Raw genomic sequence first — 17060 nt, 5'->3', positions numbered from 1 at the left:
AAAAAGAAATGAAAATAGCTTCAAAAAGCCTTTATAAATTTGGTTTTGTGGGATTGATTCCAAATTTCGGATTAATTTCTGGAGCAATTCTGATTGTTCAAGGCTTTGTTAGAAAAGATAAAAAAATGAAAATGATAGGATTGGCAGGAATACTTTTCACTCCTCTGTTTTGGTATTTTTATTTAACTAGTGATTTTCATAAAGAACATTTAATTCAATTCACAAATCATCAATTGAATGAAGTTGTAAAAGATTTGGAGTTTTACAAAAGTAAAAATGATCGATATCCTGATAGTTTAGCACAATTGAAATCTCAAAATAAATTCTTTCGGGATGATGAATTTTTCAGTAATAAATTCGATTTTGAGAAAGCGAAATCTGCACGATTTTATTATAAAAAAATTGGAAATGATTATATGCTAAAATCATTTGGTCCAGATTTGATTTTGAATACTCAAGATGATATTTATCCGGAATTGAAAAAATAAAAAATTAATTTTATTTACCTTTTATTTAAGAAAAATCATGTAAACATAAAGTTTTCTTTTGAATAAAAATATAGGATTAATATAAGAAAGGCTTTTGGTTTTAAACTAAAAGCCTTTTTTTATTGAATATTGTCTTAACTTATTGTTTTAAAGCTTTTTTGGGAAAGTTTTTGTTTTAAAAGAAATCTACTTTTACATTTTTAAAAGAAAGATTAACATGCTTGAATTAAACGAACAACAAATTAAACATTTGCTTGAAACAGACGGAAGAAGTAGATACGAATTTTCGATTAAGAAAATAGTAGATTGGGAAGAAGCATGGGGACTGTATAATGACGGATGGATAATGTTTGAAGACAGTAAGGGAAATATGGTTTTTCCAATTTGGCCTGCAAAAGATTTTGTAGAACATTATATTAAACAAACAAATAAAGATTGTGTGCCAAAACAAATATTTCTAGATAACTTAATGGATGATCTGCTTCCTGATTTAGATGATGATAATATTGGTGTTGGAGTTTTCGATATTCCAGAACGCGAAGATACACCGGTACTGAAAGCAAAAGATTTTTTAAGAGATTTAGAATACGAATGCAGTAAATATTAAATAATAAAGAAGTTTAAAATTATAGTTTGATTAATGATATAGAACTCGCTTTACGGATTTTAATTGGGAATGTTCAGACAAAAAATATTGAAACTTTTTTATTGTTTGTTGAATATCTGATGAAGCTAGGTTTTTATAAAGAAGATATTGCAGATGTGATTGAAAATTTTTTTGATTAGAAAAATGAAAAAAGCTTAGAAAGAACTTACTCAATTGACATAGATCTCTAGATGTAGGTTATCATTAATTTAAAAATAAGTAAAAATGCCAAAAGTATTTAATAATCTCCAGTCTCTTGTCAACGATGTTGAAAGTAATAAACGTAATGAATGGCTATATATTAATCCAAAAGAATGGTTAAACAATCCTGAAGGAACTCGTTTCTTTTATATCGAGGAAGAATATATTTGGGATTTGGAGGAAGAAGGTCTTTATGTCGAAAATGAAGCAGGCGATTCTATTCCGAAAGAATTTGAAAACGAAGGTCTGGAGATTTGGATTGAATCGCAAACATTTGATGATATTATAAAGTATGCAAAAAATAAAAATCTAAATGTTACTCTAAATGAACTAATACTCGCAATAAATTATTACCTCGAATATGATGCTTTTAAGGAGAATTAAAATGGGATTTTTAAAGAGATTATCTAGTAATAAAATTAGTATGCTATGAAAACTTTAGTAGATTTTGTAAACTCGACATCTTATAATGTATTATTAGAGAATGTTAAATTAAGAATTAACATTGAAATCGATGATAATATTCCTGATGTTGTTTGGGGTTTCTCAATAAAAGAATTGAATTTGGCAAATGTTACAGTAGATGATTTAAAGTCTCTAATAGAATTACATACAGATTCAATATCAGCTTATGTGGAAATAAAACTCAGAAAATACTCTGATGATATTGAACAAGAATATCCAAAAGGATATGAACCTGAAGAAGAAAATGATGAAATTGTAAACCTACCATTTTACAAAAACTTTCTTATCATTTACTTAGCAGAATATTGGATATTAAAAGAAAATCCCAAAGAAATTGAAAATTATGTTCGAGCAGTCCGTATTCCAAATGCTAAAAAATATGCTAAAGAAATAACAGTCATTTATAATGATATTAATTCGTCAAAGTAAGATTTGTATGTATTGCTTTGCTTGGTTTAGGGCAGATGTAAAATAAAAAATATTGGAAACTTCCTTTGGTTTATGAATCAATTGGTTTTATTATGAATTATTATTTTTTAAGAAAAAGATAGCCACGAATTCACGAATGATTTTATATTTAAATTGATAAATAAAGCTTCTAAATAAAAAGCGCATGAATTTCATGCGCTTTTCTATTTTACATTAAATCGACTTATTTAACAATCAATTTTTTAGTTACGTTAAAATCTTTAGAAACAATATTTACAATATAAATTCCTGAAGATAAATGGTGGTTAATCTGTCCTGATGAAGAAAGTCTTTCAGTTAAAACCGTTCTTCCGTTCATATCAGCAACTGAAATTTCAGCATTTCCATTTGTTAATTCAGGCATCAAAATATGAAATTCATTATTTGTTGCAGGATTTGGATAAATACCAATTACGGGTTCAGTGGAAGCTTCTCCAATATTCAATGCTGATTTTGATGTTCCAACGGTTGTGGGTTCTAATTGCCATTGTGCGCTGTACCAGCCATCTTGTGAATTTCCGTATTGAGCAGAACCTGTTTGATTTTCGATATGAATAATATTTCCGGTCTGCCATCTGTTTCTTAAACGAGTCCAAGTTCCGTCTATGTAATCGCTTGACCACTGGGCACTCCAGAACGTAGTATCAGTAATATTACATTGAACACTTCCAGTTTGTCCTTCGATATTCATTAATTCTCCTGTAGCAACATTTTTCAGTACGAAATAAGTAGCATCAATTGCAATTTTCTGCCATTTGTAATTGTTACCAGAAACTGTTGTTCCATAACCAGTATTTGTTCCTGTATCAGATAAATAGGCACCCGTCCATCTGTTTTTGATCGTGTAATAAGAACCTCCAGATGGAGCTGTACTAACGGTAACCGTGCAAGTACTTGTTTTGCTTCCGTCAACAGTTGTCACGGTGATGGTCGCCGTTCCATTCGCAACAGCGGTAATTAAACCAGAAGTATTAACAGTTGCAACAGATGTATTGTTTGAACTATACGTAACCGATTTATTTGTTGCATTCGAAGGAAGAACTGTTGGAGTAAGCTGCTGCGTTCCGCCAACGTTTAACGATGCCGTGGTTGGACTTAAACTCACAGTTGTAACCGCAACACCAGTCCCCGGGTTTGAATCGTACCAAACGTTGTTCATGTACCAGCCGGTTTTGTTTCGGCTTAAATCAGCAGTTTGATTGGTTCCGTCGTTAAAGATTAAATTCGTTGAGGTTACATTTGTAAACGTATAGCTGTACCAGCCGTTTCCTGTGTTGGTCATGTTTACACCTGGCCAAGATGCATCAGCTAAAACTCCTGATGGTAAAGCGCTCCAATAATAAATTTTGATTCCAGTTCCCCAATTTGACGGTTTGTAAAAATAAATCGTGAAATTCGTATTTGGATTTACTGTAATTGTTGCCGAAGAAGTTTTATTTCCGTCCTGCGTTGTAGCTGTAATCGTTGCTGTTCCTGCCGAAACCGCTGTTACGAAACCAGAGCTGTTTACTGTTGCGACCGAAGTATTGCTAGATGACCAGATAACATTTTTATTAGTTGCATTTGCTGGTGAAATCGTTGCTGTAAGTTGCTGCGTATTTCCGGCATACAAACTAGCAGAAGTTGGAGAAACTGCTACAGATGAAACTGGGATTGCAGCCACTGTTATGGCAGAAGATGCTGTTTTATTTCCATCAGCAGTAGTAACGGTTATAGTTGCAGTTCCTGCAGAAATAGCTGTAACTAATCCCGAATTATTTACAGTTGCTACTGAAGTATTACTTGATGACCAAGTTACGTTTTGATTGGTTGCATTTGCAGGAGTAATTGTCGCATTTAATTGCTGCGTTGTTCCTAAACCAACAGTTGCTGTTGTTGGACTAACTGAAACGGCTGTAACCGCCACAACCGGAGCATTCGTATTGGTTAAAACTAAATATTCGAAAGCCGCAAAATTACGCGTAGATCCTGCCGTTAAAGTTACCGAAGCATTATTATTGTACGGATTAACATATGTTCCTGCTAGAGCTGCTGGAATAACGTATGATTTTGAAGCATTTCTCAAATTCGACATTACGATTACTTTTTCTGAACCTAATGTTTTGGTGAAAATGCTGATATCATCATTTGCATAAGTAGTTAAATCTCCACGACGAATTGCAGCGCTTGCGGTTCTAAAATTTAGAATTTTAGCAAAATCGGCAGCGGCAGTTGGGTTTTGCGACCAATTGAATTTGAAGTTCTGCCAAGGCCAGTCAGTTTTGGGTTCGTAGTCAATTTCTTGTCCGCTCATTAGGAAAGGAACTCCTCTCATGTAAGCTGAAACCAAAAAGTTAGCTACAATTCCGTTATGGTTTTTGAATGCAACGAATGGTCTTCTTACGCCATCATCATTGGTGTAGGTGTCATGATTACCCGTATATCTAACGATCTGTTGATTTCCGGTTGCTTTGGCATATTCATAGGTAGTCTGGTCTTGAAGTCTTTGCGAAACGGGTCCTCCATTCGCAATATCGTACAAACCGCTATGAAACCATCTGTCGCCGTAATTCATGTCAAAACCAACCTGAAAGTTTTCTTGTCTGTCACCTTCGGCTAACATTAATAAGTTGTGAGACGTTATGCTTCGAAGATTTGAATTTACTTCGGACCAAAAATCTAAAGGAGGATTATTGGCATAATCACATCGGTAACCATCAATATTGGCAGCGAAAATCCAGTAACGCATGGCATCTTTGATTGCTGCTCGTGTAGCTGAATTGTTAAGATCAAGAGCTGCAATATCTCCAAAATTTCCTAATTGCTGAATAGTTGTGCCGGTTCGTTTGTAATATTCAGGATGAGAAACGGTCCAGCCATGATCCCAAGAAGTTCCGTTGATGGCAATATCTAAAATAACTGCCATTCCACGACTGTGAGCGCCGTCAACCAAAGTTCTTAAATCAGCCAAAGAACCATATTCAGAACCAACAGCTTTGAAATCTTTGATACAATAGGGCGAAGCCGAACTTCGGGAATCGGTTCCGTGGGGAAAAATCGGCATTAAATAAATAACATTGGTACCGAGTGCTTTTATATTGTCTAATCGGGCAGTTACTCCGGCTAAATTTCCGTTGGCACTAAACGGACGAATATGCACTTGATACATGTTGATATCTCTCGTATCCGGTACTCCTGCGAATGGCGTTCCGTACTGCGCAGGATCTTGTGCATAAACAGAACTTGCTAATAATAACAGAAAACAAAATAGTGTTTTCGTAATATGAAATAATCTCGTGGTAATGTTGATTTTCATAATAGTAGTTTTTGCATGCTTGTCGGCATTTTTTAACTAAAATTCATTCTCACTCGCATCGGTTTTTAAATTCGACAAACATTTTGTGGTTAATAGTTTTCAAGTTGTAAGTTTTTAATTTTTTGCTCTTAAATGAGCATAGTTTTTCCGCCACGAATTCACGAATTAGTGTTTATGTAAAAATCTTAATTTGAAAAATTCGTGAATTGCTTCGCCTATTCGCTATCGCTCGGGTCGTGGCGGAAAAAACTTAGTAATCTATAATTTTTTCAATCCTTTTAAATCAGAAGCAGTTCCTTCTTTGATGCTGATGGCTGTACCACCGCCGGGAGCTAAATACTGCTTCAATTTGCTTTTTGAGTTTACGATCACTTTAGTAATAGTATATTTCTGCGGATTCTGATTCCAATTTGCCTCTTTAGCATCGGCATAAATAGTGGCGACGAAATTTTTTCCTGCAGGTAAATAATCAAATGAAAGGTTTGCTGTTCTTGCATTTTCATCTGTAATTCCGCCAATAAACCATTCGTTTTTGCCTTTTGCTTTACGTGCAATTGTAATATAATCTCCAGGTTCAGCTTCTAGAATATAACTGTTATCCCAATCTACAGCCACATCTTTAATAAACTGAAATGCATCTTGAAAACGCTCATAGTTCCCCGGAATGTCAGCAGCCATTTGCAGCGGACTGTACATGGTTACATAATAAGCCAATTGTTTTACTAAAGTCGTATTTACTCGTTGTGAACTTCCTGTTCCGTAATACGAAAGATCAGTCTGGAAAATTCCAGGCGTATAATCCATTGGACCTCCCATTAAACGGGTAAAAGGTAAAATTGTAGTGTGATCTGGAGCTAAACCTCCCATAGATTCGAACTCAGTACCGCGCGCTGATTCCTGAGCAATCCAGTTTGGAAAAGTTCTGTTTAATCCTGTTGGTCGAACGGCTTCGTGGCTGTTAATCATAATTTTATAATCTGCAGCACGTTTGGCAACATTAATGTAATGGTTTACCATCCATTGTCCGTCGTGATGTTCGCCGCGAGGGATAATCTGTCCTACGTAACCTGTTTTTACAGCATCATAACCATTATCATTCATAAATTGAAAAGCACGATCCAAACGTCTTTCGTAATTGGTTGCCGATCCAGAAGTTTCGTGGTGCATGATGATCTTTACACCTTTTGAAGCGGCATAAGCGTGAACCGCTTTTACATCAAAATCTGGATATGCGGTTACAAAATCAAAAACGTCTTCTTTCCAGTTGCCAATCCAGTCTTCCCAGCCAATATTCCAACCTTCAATAAGGATTGCATCGAAACCATTTTTAGAAGCAAAATCAATGTATTCTTTTGCACGTTCTGTTGTAGCTCCGTGTTTTCCGTTTGGAGTCAGTTTGGTGAAATCATCCGTCATTTTTACGTTGTTTTCTTTTCCAAAAGCCCAAGTACTTCTTCCGGCAACAAAATATTCCCACCAAATTCCGATGTACTTTACAGGTTTAATCCATGAAACATCTTTATAACTCGTTGGTTCGTTAAGGTTTAAAATCAATTTTGAAGCTAAAATATCGGTTGCTTTATCGCTTACCACAATGGTTCTCCAAGGTGTTTGGGCATCAGTCTGCATATATCCTTTTGCTCCAAGAACATCTGGTGCCAAATGACTGGTCATTTTGTTGGTTTTAGCATCAACTTCAAGATACATTGCCGGATAATTGATTAATCCTGCTTCGTGAATGTTGATGTATAATCCATCATCAGATTTCATCATAGATGGCGTTTGTACAGAAAGTTCTTTGATGGGCTGCTGTGCATTAATTTCAATGGTTGCTTTTTTCATCAAAGACGGAATTTCTGAAATCTTCGAAGTCGTATAAGCATATTCGTTGGTATCGTAATCTCCCGGAATCCAGAAAATTTTATGATTTCCTGCCAATTGAAATTCGGTGCGCTCTTCTTTAATTACAAAATAATTCAGGTCATTTTGTTTTGGAAATTCATATCTAAATCCCAATCCGTCGTTGAATAAGCGAAAACGAATACGGATAAATCTATTGTTATTTTTTGCCTGAGCTAAGGTGACAACCAATTCGTTGTAATGATTGCGAATGGTTTTTTCTTCTCCTAAAACTGGATTCCAATTTTCATCAAAAGTAGATTGAGCGGTGTTGGTAATGGCAAAACCATCCATAAACGAAGCCCTGTTTTGCAGTTCTAAACCTAATGAACTGGGTTTAATAACTGGTTTTTGTTTGTATGATAATTGGTAAGACGGAATGCCGCCTTCTTTTAATTCAAATTTTAAGGAAAGGTTTTTGTCTGGCGAAGTTATTTCTTGTGCCTGAAGCCAGAATGTGGCAAGGATAAAAAATAAAAACGCTGTTTTTTTGCTCAAACGCATTTGAAGCAATGATTTTTGGGATTGAAAATTCATGTTATTTAGTTTTGTGCAAATTTAGGTTTTAAAGTTGCTTTAGGTATTAATTTTTCAGCACTATATATTGATAAGGCTGAAGTGTGATATCTGAACCCACTGTTACGGCTGCTCCAGTAAAGGCATCTTTCCAGTTTCCTTTTAAGGTATTTGGAATAAGATGTTTTACAGCTGAATTGGTTAAGTTAGAAAGAACAAATACTTTTTCGGTATCGTTTACCATAGTGAAAGCGCTTACGGCATCGCTGCTGTAACCTGTAAATGTTCCTTTTTTTATAGCATTACTGGTATTTCTAAAAGCAATGATTTTTTTGTATTCGGCCAGCATTTCATTATCTGCTGTCGACCAATCGATTGGTGTTCTTGAGAAATAGTTTAGCCTTTGTGCATAACCAATTTCCTGTCCGTTGTAAATCATTGGAACTGATTTTAAATACGTAGCGACAACAAATGTAGCGATAGAGCCTTTTTTACCTCCAAAAAGTTCCAAAGGTGTTCCTTCAGAAAGGTTTACGTCATGATTACTGGTGTATCTTACGACTCTGTTTTCAGGATTATAATTGTTGGCATATTCTGTAGCATTCGAATCCTGAAGTGTAGTTGCAGGTTTATTGTTTTTGAAAAGCTGCTCTAAAGTATAGAAAAAATTAAATCCAAAAGTATAATCGAAACCTGATGCAAAGTGATTGTATTTTGATCCTTCAGCTAACATCAAAATGTTTTGATTTTTTTTAATTTTTCTCAGTTTTGTTATGGCATCTGCCCAGAAATTATTCGGAACAAAATCAGCATAATCACATCTGAAACCATCAATGTTAGCATTGTAAACCCAGTAAGACATTGCATCAATCATCGCATCTTTCATTTCTGTGTTATTGAAATTTAATTGTGCCACATCGTTATAATTTGTTCCAGGCGGAATGATGATATTACCATTTGCATCCTGCTGATACCAATTTTTATGCTGTGTAATCCAAGCATTGTCCCAAGCAGTGTGATTGGCAACCCAATCGAGGATAACAGCCATGTTTTTTTTGTGTGCTTCTTCAACTAAAGTTTGAAGGTCTTGTAAAGTTCCAAAATCAGGATTTACGGCTTTATAATCTTTCACAGCATAAGGCGATCCTAATTCTCCTGAAGCTCTTTCTTTTCCAACTGGATAAATTGGCATTAAGTAAATGACATTTGCTCCTAATTCCTGAATTTGTGTTAATCTGTCCTGAACCGCTTTTAGGGTTCCCGCCTGACTAAAAGCACGAATGTTTACCTGATAAATTATGGCATCTTCTTTCTTTGGCATTTTTTCAAAAGGTGCTCCATATTGCGTATACGGAGATTCAGGAGTTTTGTTGTCGTCATCAGAAGAACTGCATGACATAAAGGCTAATGCAAGCAATAATCCGTAAACGATTTTTATATTAAATTTCATAGTTTGTCAATTTAGTTAATAAATTCGACAAGTTTAAGATAGCCTGCCTTTCGCTCAAAAAAGGCAGGTATCACTCAAACTAATCTAGCTTTATTATAATGTTAGATTATTTTTTAACGATAGTACAAGTTGCAGTTGCAGGATAACCTGTGGTTGCAGGATCTACTTCGTTTATTGTAAAGGTTACTTCATAGGTTCCTGCTTCGCCAATAGTGTAAGCACCTCCGTTATCCAGATTAATGGTGTTTGTACCCGGATCTGCCGGCCCGTAGTTGATGGTCCATGCATCGTTTAGTCTGAACTTTAAAGCTCCCGCAGCTAAATCGGCAGTAACTTTCCAAGTTTTTGTCTGATGATCATAACTCATTGGGGTGCTTTTGTCCCAGCCACCTGAAGTTGCTGTTCCTATGATTCCCCATGCATACGGCGCTTGTGACCATTTTAGGGTGTTTAAATTCACTTTGATTTGATAAGATCCTGCTCCCGGAAGGACAAAATCAGTATCGCTCATGTTTTTCAAATCATTATTTGTAGCACCAGCCCCATAGAATTGCGCCCAGTTTCTTTCGGTATTTAATTTAAATCCAGGTCCTGCTCCTTCAGCAACCGTCATGTACCCTTGATACACTCCTTTTTGAATTGCTGTTAAAGCGGCTGCGGTTTCGACTGCCCAGCCTTGATAGCTTCCCGGCATATAAATTTCACCAAAAACTACACTTTTTTCATAAGGAGTTATCGTAAGGGTGATAGGATTTGAATAGATTTTTCGATCCATTGCAGCTTCGACACGAACTACTAATTTTCCAGGGATATCTATAGGAAGTCCTAAATCGACTGCAATTTTGTTAAGTTCCTGACCAGTTAAAGATTTGCTTAAAACATCGGTTCCTACTTCGATGCGTTTGGCTTTCTGCCAAGCCGTGCTTCCGCTTGTGTCTCCAATTAAATCAAACTGAACAGCGTAGGTTACAGGAGCTTCAATAGGAAAAGAAACTGAAGGCCATGAAATTAGTAAAACAGGATCATCGGCTGTGTCTTCTGTAAGAACTAATGTACTTGATGAAACGGTAATTTCAGATGGAAAACTAACGGATTTCAGGGTCGTTAGTTCGGCACCGCTGTCACAGGAAGAACCCAGAATGAGCAGACTGCCTAATAAGAGTAATTTATTGATATATTTTTTCATGATCGTTTTGTTTTTAGTAACCCGGATTTTGTTTTAGTCCTAAATTGGCATTTAATGCAGAAGTTGGAATTGGAAATAACTTTCTGTAAGCAGGAGATGCTGGTCTGAATTCGTTTGCCAATAAAAATTTGTCAAAACGAATCATATCTTGTCTTCTGTGTCCTTCCCAGTTTAACTCAAATCCTCTTTCGTTGTAAATGTCATCAAGAGTAGGATTGTGGTCTAAAGCATTTAATCCGGCACGTTGTCTGATCTGATCAATAAAAGGTTTTGCTGCTCCGGCATTTCCTAATCGAGTATTGCATTCTGCGATCATTAAAATGATATCAGCATATCTGAAAATTGGGAAATCGTTAGAAGCACCGCCTCCGGTTCTTGGTGTTGCAGGATAAAATTTTACGTTACGAACTCCCGCTTGAGGAGCTGCTCCCGGATTGTCTAATGAAGCCACATCAAGTGTGTAATTGAAACCTCCCGGTTGTTCTCCAAATAAAAATTGTTTTCTGCGGATATCATTTTCATCATATTTCAAGAAAAATTCTTTTGGAACAATAGTACCGTTCCATCCGCTGTACCCAAATAATGCCTGAGCATGAGGTCCGTATAAACTGCGGACTGCGTACACATTACGAGAAACAATGTCTAAAGTTGCATAAATAGATAGGATTGTTTCATCTTCAGGAAGTACATCTCCAAATAGTTCGTAATATTTATTTCCAAGCGGATTTGCTGCATCTGCCGCACCTGAATGAAGTGAAAAACCACCTTCGGCAACTTTGTTACAAGCGGCTAAACATTCGTTCCATTTAGAAGTTCCTGTATATACTTGGGCATTTAGATATACTTTTGCTAATAAAGTATAACCAGCCCATTTATTGAATCTTCCGTAATAATTGCCGCCTTTTGTACCAGATAATAAATCAACGTTTTCGGTTAATTCTTTCACAATAAAATCATACACTTCTTTACGGCTTGATTGTGGGATTTTATCAACTGTGATGTTATTATCCGTAAAAAAAGGAACATCACCAAAATCATCAATCAATAAATAGTAGAAGAAAGCTCTTAATACTTTTGCTTCGGCAATTTTAGAAGTTTCGGCATTTGATTTTTCTAATAAACTTACGGCTAAATTAGCATTGAAAACAGCTTTGTATAACCAGTTCCAAGTATTGTTGATAATGAAATCGGTAGGCAGCCATTCGTGTTTGTGTAAACGGGCAAAATCCTGCTGCCAGTCACCTGTATTTCTGTGAGGGATAACCTGCTCGTCAGATGACATACAGTTCATATCGTACCAGCCGTTATCGGCACCGGCATATCCTACTCCAGAAGCACCTTCTCTTGCAAATTCACCCGGAATTTGTGCGTATACATTGGCAAGTGCGATATTAGCTCCTTCAGGAGTTCCGTAAAATTCATCTGCAGGATATCTGTCATAGACATTTTCATTGATATCTGTACAGCTAAAAAGTGTCAGGAAACACGCGCTTCCTGCTATTAGTATATTTTTAATTTTCATCTTTTTTACTATTTAAATTTTACAGTCAAACCAAACGCAACACTTCTGGTACGAGGATAAATTCCTTTATCGCCTCCGAAGTTATCTCCGCTGCCGCTTACGTTTAATTCAGGATCCATACCTGTGTAATCTGTAATCAGGAATAAGTTGTTTCCTGTAAGCGAAAGTCTAATAGTATCAATATATTTATCTGAAAAACGGAAACTATATCCCGCTGTAAGATTTTCTAAACGGATAAATGAACCGTCTTCTAACCATAAATCAGAACCGTAAGGAGAAGTATAAATTCCTTGATCTACAGCACTCGCCAGAACGTTCGATTTACCAATATTTTCCATTCGGCTTAAATTAGAACGTAAGCCGTTGTAAATTTTATTTCCTCCAGAACCTCTTACTAACATCGAAGCGTCGAAGTTTTTATAACGGTAAGAAGGGTTAAATGAAAAAGTATAAGTTGGAAGAGCCGAACCTGCATAATAACGGTCTGGACTTCTGGTTCCCTGATCAATTACCCCATTTCCGTCACGATCCAAAACGGTTTCAACATTGTTTTCATTTTTACCAGTATGCTGAAGGATGTAAAATGCTCCAACTGGTTTTCCTTTTACTAAATAAGAGTTTTCAGCTCCCCAGCCTACATAGTCAGTATTCAAAGGAACTCCGTTGATGCTGCCGCTTAGGTTAAGTACTTCATTTTTCATGAAAGAAAGGTTTCCTGCAAGTGTAAGCGTACTATTGTCTGTTTTAATTACGTCGTAAGCAAGAGATACTTCAAGACCTTTGTTTGAAATACTTCCCACATTTGCCATGATTCGATCGTGTGGAAATGGCGGCTGAGGTACTACATAATTAAATAATAAGTTTTCTGTTTTAGAGGTATATACATCAACAGTTCCTCGTAATCTATTGTTTAAAAGTGCAAAATCAAGACCTAAGTTTGTCTGTTTTTTAGTTTCCCATTTGAGATCCGCATTTGAATTTTGAACAACAGCATAATTTGTAATAAGCTGTCCTCCAAAATTTACAGTACCCGAACGATCAACTAACGCAATTGACTGCTGCGGATAAAGTCCTTGCTGATTACCTGTTACACCATATCCTGCACGAAGTTTTAATTCATCAATTAAGGTCTGGTTGTTCATAAATGGTTCTTTGTTAATCTGCCATGCTACAGATGCAGAAGGGAAATCTCCCCATTTATTATTAGCTCCAAAAACAGATGAGCCGTCACGACGAATACTCGCTGTCAATAAATAACGGTCTAATAAAGAATAATTTACTCTTCCTAAAAATGAAACTAAACTTCTGTCATTTTTATAGGAAGTCATATCTCCGGGACGAACGCTTGACATGTCACCAAATTGAAGCGCATTGTAAGTTGTTTTATCATTCATAAAACCTCTTGCTTGTGCATAATTTCCTTGATAAGTCTGACTTTGCCATTCGTATAAACCTAATACGTTTATATTGTGTATGCCAAATGTTCTTTTATAATTAAGGCTGAAGTTAGTCAGCTTTTCATTTTGTCTTTGATTATTGATGTTCGCAAACCCTTTTTGATCAATAGCAAAAGCAGCTGTTGATTCTACAGGTTGAAAGTAACCATAGGTAACATTAGTTTTTCTCCAGCTCCCAAACCAGTTTGCGGTTAAACCTTTTGCTAAATCCAAATCAGCTTTTAAACTTCCGAATAAATTATCGTTTTGCGCTTCGTTAGTAGTAGTTTGTGCCGCCGCATAAGGATTTAAGTATTGAAATACGTTTGGATCTGTAAAGTAAGTTCCATCTGTATTATACACAGGGTCTGTTGGACGCATCAAATAGGCATTTGTAATTAAATTTGATGTAAAAGCTGCTGTACCAATGCTTTGAATACTGTTTGTAGTATTGTTTACACCAGTATTTAAGTTAAATGTCAACTTCAGTTTATCATCAAAAGCTTGTTGAGTTGCCTGAATGCGTCCGATGTATTTTTGATTACTCGAATTGATAACAACTCCGTCTTGAAGAATAGCCGTTAAAGAAGCTCTGTAATTGAATTTATCTGTTCCGCCTCCAAAAGATAAAGTATGTGTTTGTGTAATCCCAGTTCGTGTTAAAAGTCCGTACCAGTCTGTATTTGAGCCATGATTTGCCGATGCCGGAACACCAACACTTTGCGCTGCCGACCACCATTCATCAGCATTTAACATGTTTAATTTCTTCGGAATAAAATCTAAAGCAGTAGAACCAATATATTCCATAGTAGTTTTTCCGGCTTTGTTCTTTTTGGTAGAAACGATAATAACTCCAGGTGCACCACGAGAACCGTAAACGGCAGTGGCAGAAGCATCTTTTAAGATATCGATACTTTCGATTTCACTGGGCGGAATTTGGTTTAATAAATCCATATTGCCCTGAATTCCATCTACTACTACTAAAGGGTCACTTCCTCCAATTAAAGAAGAAATTCCACGAATACGAACGCTTGGTCCAGTACCTGGTTCGCTACCTACCTGCGTGATATTTACACCCGCAGCTTTTCCAGAAATTAATTGCAGCGGATTTACAATAGCGCCCTGATTCATGTCTTTTGCAGCGATTGAAGAAACTGCTCCTGTTACATCTCTTTTTGTAGCGAGACCATAACCTACTACTACAATTTCCTGTAAATCAGTTGCGTCTGGAAACAATTGAATGTTGATTGTATTTTGATTCGCAGTTACTCTTTTTTCCTTGTATCCTACAAAAGATACGATAATTACAGACTGGCTGCTTTCGACAGTAAGTTTGTATTTACCATCGAAATCTGTAACCATTCCGTTTTTTGTTCCTTCTTCAATAACAGAAGCTCCCGGTAAAGGCATGCCGTTTTCATCTGTAATTACACCCGAAACAGTTTGTTTTTGAAATTCGATAATTTGGGTTTTGAGTTCTGGTTTTTTCAGGATAATCTGCGTATCGCGAATTTTAAATTCGGTTGGAGTTCCTTTAAAAAGCTTGTCTAAAACCACATATATAGACTGATCTTTTACAGAAATTGAAACTGTTCGATCTAAGTCGATATCATTCAATTTGTAAATAAACCTGAAGTCTGTTTTTTGCTCAATGGTCTCAATAACCTTTTCGATTGTTGAATTGTTTAATTCTAGGGTGACTTTTGTTTTTTGGGCATAAGTATTTCCTCTAATATTAAACATGGCGACCAAAAGAAGTAGGGTAGTTAGTTTCAATTTTAGGTCATTTTGGAACACTCGGTATAAAAACCCAGTATTCTTTGATTTTTTTTTCATAATTTTGTTAATTGATTGTAGTTAATTCGTTATATTCAATCACTTAGTTAATCGGAAATTGTTCGCAGCTCTTTCCGATTTTTTTATTCCCGTAATGTTATTTCGTCATATTTGTATTTGGTTTTAGTGGTTATTTAATTAGTATCTGATTGTTTTTTATCGTGTAGTTAATGCCATGGATTTCGTTAAAATAACTCATCACATTTTCTATAGATTCCTCTTTAAAGCTGGCATTGAATTTCTCGCTGGCGAGTTTCTCGTTTTTGTTTACAATTGCAACATTATAACGTCTTTCAAGCTTCGTAATAATATTTTTGAAAGTCATATTTCTAAACGTTAAACCTCCATCAATCCAAGAAGTATAAATATCTGTGATAACCGCTTTGGTTGAGATTTTAGCATTTTCTTTATTAAAACTTCCTTTAAATCCAGGTTTTAAAATAGTGTTTTTTGCAGCATCAAATTCTTGACTTGATTCGTACATTCCAACTGAACCTTCTACTAAAACAACATCTGTCAGTGCATCTTCAGGATAATTAGATACGTTGAAATGCGTTCCTAAAACACGAACATTCAATTCGTCAGCATTTACGATAAATGGATGTTTTTTATCTTTAGCAACATCAAAGAAAGCTTCACCATCTAAAAATACTTGTCTGTTTTCGCCAGAAATAAATTTCACCGGATATTTCAGCGTTGTTCCTGAATTCAAGTGAACAAATGTTCCATCAGATAATTGCAGACGGAATTTTTTTCCATACGGAATTTTAATTGTGTTGTAAATTAATTTCTCAGAATCAGAATTACTTTCGTATACTAATTTGTCTCCGTTTTGATTTCCAACAATATTTCCTTTAGCATCTTTTACTTGAGCCGAATTGTGTTCAGAAATGACCTGAACTTCACCGTTTTCAAGTTGTAAAACAATATCAGAGCTTTTAAAATCGAATTTTGGTTCAACAGCTTTGTTTGACATATTTTGTTTGTAAAAAAAGCCAATGCCCAATAAAACAATTACAGAGGCAGCAATCGAAATATACTTTCTGTAATTTGATTTTCTTGACGGAAGCTCGATTACTGTTTCTTCTTCTTTTGAAGTCTTTAAGATATTCGCAAAAATATCATCGGCTTTCTGCTTTTCCATTTTCGGCATTTCTGCTAACAGATTTTGGATATCTTCCACAGTTGGGAAATCATCGGTAAGCTGATTTTTTTTATAATAAGCAATTACCTCGTTCGTTTCTTCGGGTGTACATTGGTTTAAAACAAACTTTTGTAAAAGAGTTTTTATTTCAGGATTTGAATTCATTACGAATTATTTTGTTGGGGGTTTTAATAGTATACAGTTGAAAAGCATTTGAGTACTACTCAAACGTTGTAAATTTTTAAATTTTAACATTTAAAAACGATTGTTGTGTTTTAATTATTTGATTTTTAAACATTTGCACGATAATGATTTTTTGTTAAAAATGCGATATATATATTTTTTTTCCAGCTGATTAATTTGCTGCAGGCAGATTTAAAAAGGAATAAATGGTACACAGAACCTAAGGTTTCAATTTGGGAACGGAAAGAATGATAATAACCTATTTTTCGAGATTGAGACCTTAGATGCGGCAAAAAAAAATCACTCTTGGCAAAGAGTGATTCAA

General features: G+C 35.5%; 11 protein-coding genes. 4 read left to right on the top strand and 7 right to left on the bottom strand.

The window, feature by feature from the left end:
• The first annotated feature begins 8 nt into the window (after positions 1-8).
• From J0383_RS10180 to J0383_RS10165, 4 genes are all read left to right on the top strand, one after another.
• Positions 9-488 (top strand): hypothetical protein, encoded by a 480-nt coding sequence (locus J0383_RS10180; RefSeq protein ID WP_207298275.1) that lies wholly within the window; start codon positions 9-11, stop codon positions 486-488.
• A gap of 217 nt (positions 489-705) precedes the next feature.
• Complete coding sequence (locus J0383_RS10175; RefSeq protein ID WP_207298274.1) at positions 706-1095, top strand: DUF2750 domain-containing protein; 390 nt, start codon at positions 706-708, stop codon at positions 1093-1095.
• A gap of 264 nt (positions 1096-1359) precedes the next feature.
• Entirely contained in the window at positions 1360-1719 is a 360-nt protein-coding gene (locus J0383_RS10170; protein ID WP_207298273.1) for a DUF7716 domain-containing protein, read from the top strand.
• A gap of 45 nt (positions 1720-1764) precedes the next feature.
• Complete coding sequence (locus tag J0383_RS10165) at positions 1765-2229, top strand: hypothetical protein (protein ID WP_207298272.1); 465 nt, start codon at positions 1765-1767, stop codon at positions 2227-2229.
• Positions 2230-2452: 223 nt separating this feature from the next.
• On the opposite strand, the gene J0383_RS23680 is transcribed toward J0383_RS10165, so the two are convergent.
• The 7 genes from J0383_RS23680 to J0383_RS10120 all read right to left on the bottom strand — a co-directional run bounded on the left by J0383_RS23680 (position 2453) and on the right by J0383_RS10120 (position 16717).
• Complete coding sequence (locus J0383_RS23680; RefSeq protein WP_239023302.1) at positions 2453-5563, bottom strand: Ig-like domain-containing protein; 3111 nt, start codon at positions 5561-5563, stop codon at positions 2453-2455.
• A gap of 258 nt (positions 5564-5821) precedes the next feature.
• Positions 5822-7966 (bottom strand): glycoside hydrolase family 97 protein, encoded by a 2145-nt coding sequence (locus J0383_RS10145; RefSeq protein ID WP_207298678.1) that lies wholly within the window; start codon positions 7964-7966, stop codon positions 5822-5824.
• 79 nt (positions 7967-8045) lie between these two features.
• Entirely contained in the window at positions 8046-9428 is a 1383-nt protein-coding gene (locus J0383_RS10140; protein WP_207298271.1) for an alpha-amylase family glycosyl hydrolase, read from the bottom strand.
• Positions 9429-9534: 106 nt separating this feature from the next.
• A complete protein-coding gene (locus J0383_RS10135; RefSeq protein WP_207298270.1) occupies positions 9535-10614 on the bottom strand; it encodes a SusE domain-containing protein in 1080 nt (359 codons plus the stop codon).
• 13 nt (positions 10615-10627) lie between these two features.
• On the bottom strand, positions 10628-12136 hold the full coding sequence (locus J0383_RS10130; protein ID WP_207298269.1) for a RagB/SusD family nutrient uptake outer membrane protein: 1509 nt from the start codon (positions 12134-12136) through the stop codon (positions 10628-10630).
• An 8-nt stretch (positions 12137-12144) separates the two neighbouring features.
• Complete coding sequence (locus tag J0383_RS10125) at positions 12145-15348, bottom strand: TonB-dependent receptor (protein ID WP_239023299.1); 3204 nt, start codon at positions 15346-15348, stop codon at positions 12145-12147.
• A 190-nt stretch (positions 15349-15538) separates the two neighbouring features.
• Positions 15539-16717, bottom strand: a complete 1179-nt coding sequence (locus J0383_RS10120; RefSeq protein WP_207298267.1) for a FecR family protein — start codon at positions 16715-16717, stop codon at positions 15539-15541.
• Positions 16718-17060 lie beyond the last annotated feature (343 nt).

It is taken from the genome of Flavobacterium endoglycinae (assembly GCF_017352115.1).
Classification (GTDB): domain Bacteria; phylum Bacteroidota; class Bacteroidia; order Flavobacteriales; family Flavobacteriaceae; genus Flavobacterium; species Flavobacterium endoglycinae.
The sequence above is the reverse complement of the archived record's forward strand: the minus strand, read 5'-3'. Positions and strand labels throughout refer to the sequence as shown.